General features: G+C 61.8%; 2 protein-coding genes. Both read left to right on the plus strand.

Annotated elements, in window-relative coordinates; all coding sequences use genetic code 11:
* Positions 1 to 457, plus strand: a 457-nt coding sequence (otsB, locus tag VL598_RS17060; RefSeq protein WP_325326519.1) for a trehalose-phosphatase, incomplete at its 5' end; no start/stop codon positions are given.
* Positions 454 to 2,010: glycoside hydrolase family 15 protein (locus VL598_RS17065; RefSeq protein WP_325326520.1), on the plus strand; the 1,557-nt coding region annotated here is incomplete at its 3' end. The genes otsB and VL598_RS17065, both read left to right, overlap by 4 nt.

Below are 2,010 nucleotides of genomic sequence, written 5' to 3' on the forward strand. Positions count from 1 at the left end.
GCCGATCGATTTGCGGCGTAGGCTTGCGGCCGCCGCCGGTATCGGCTCGGGTATTGTCGTCGAGGACAAGGGCTATTCACTTGCTCTGCACTACCGGAAAGCACCGGAGCATGCCGAGCAATTGCGCCGTCACATCGCTGCCGCACGCACGGCATTTTCAGCCGAGCCGACCGAACTGCTGCTCGGCAAAGCGATGTTCGAGGTCAAGCGGCCAGGGATCAGCAAAGGGGAGAGCATCCGCAAACTAATGGCGCACCCGCCATTCAGCGGGCGCATGCCCGTATTCATCGGCGACGATGTCACCGATGAGTCGGTATTCGAAGTCTTGCCCGGGATCGGCGGAAAGGGTTTTAGCGTCTCCCGATATTTCCCGGGGCTCGCCGGAGTTTTCAAGGATCCGGCGCAGGTGCGCAGCGCGCTGGATTCGCTGGCCACAAACGGACGGGCCCGCGCATGACCGACTATGGGCTCGATCTCGCGGTCATTGGCAATGGCCGCACCGCCGCATTGCTCGAACCCTCGTCGCGGATCGTGTGGTGGTGCCTGCCGCGCTATGACGGCGACCCCGTGTTCTGCCGGTTGCTTTCTGGAGGCGAGGACAAGGGATTCACCGACGTGGTGCTCGAAGGGCAGGCCGAGATTCGCTCGAACTACGTTCGCAACACCGCGATCGTGGTGACCGATCTGATCGACGACAAGGGCGCTGGGGTGCGCATCACCGACTTTGCCCCGCGCTTTCAGATTTACGGGCGCACGTTCCGTCCGCCGCAGATCATCCGTATCATCGAGCCGATCGGAGGCATGCCGCGCGTAACCATTCGTTTTCGCACGACACATCGCTACGGCGAACCGGTTGCATCGCGGTCGTCGGGCAGCAACCACATCCGCTACTGGCGCGACGACGTGCCGGTGAGGCTGACGACTGACGCGCCCCTCTCTTATGTCGAGAACGAAGCGTCGTTCATCTTGACGCGGCCGGTGCACATGGTCTTCGGCACGGACGAGCCATTCGAGGGCTCGCTCGAATCGACCTGCCGCGATTTTTGCGAACGCACGCGTGACTATTGGCTTGAGTGGGTGAGGCGGCTTGCCTTCTCGATCGACTGGCAGGACGAGATCATTCGCGCCGGCATCACGCTCAAGCTGTGCAGTTACGAGGAAACCGGAGCGATTGTCGCTGCGCTCACAACTTCGATCCCTGAAGTGCCGAAATCGGGACGCAACTGGGACTACCGTTTTTGCTGGATGCGCGACGCGTTCTTCGTCGTTCGGGCGTTGAACCGCATCGGCGCGACACGCACGATGGAAGACTTCATATCGTACATCCTGAGTGTCTCTGCCGGACGGCTGGGTGAGGTACGTCCGCTCTACGGCGTCGTGCATACGGACGCCCTCGAGGAGCGCACCGCGCCTGCGCTCAGCGGTTATGGCGGCGACGGACCGGTGCGCATCGGCAATGCGGCCGTCAATCAGAGTCAGCATGATGTCTACGGCAGCATCATCATGGCCGCGACGCCAATATTCTTTGACCGCAGGCTGCCTCGACCGGGCGATGCATCGCTTTTTCACACGATCGAGCCGCTCGGCGCGCAGGCGGCGAAGCTCGCGCTCAAGCCCGATTCCGGCATTTGGGAATACCGTGGACGTACGCGCGTGCACACGCATTCGGCCGCGATGTGCTGGGCGGGCTGTCAACGCCTCGCAGCCATTGCGAACCACCTTAACCTCCCTGAACGTGCCAACCATTGGGCCGGCATTGCCGACCACATCGGACAGGAGCTGCTCAAGCGCGCGTGGAGCCCCAAGCGCAAGGCGTTTTCGGCCGCATTTGACAGCGAAGATCTCGATGCCAGCGCCCTTCTGCTTGCCGAGCTTGGCCTGGTATCGCCTGACGATCCGCGGTTTATAGCAACTGTTGAAGCCATCGGACTTGAACTTCGGCGCGGGTTTCACGTTATGAGGTATGTCGCTGCCGATGATTTTGGCCTGCCGGAGTCGGCTTTTTTGATT

Source organism: Trinickia sp., assembly GCF_035492435.1.
In the GTDB taxonomy this organism is placed as follows: Bacteria; Pseudomonadota; Gammaproteobacteria; order Burkholderiales; family Burkholderiaceae; genus Trinickia.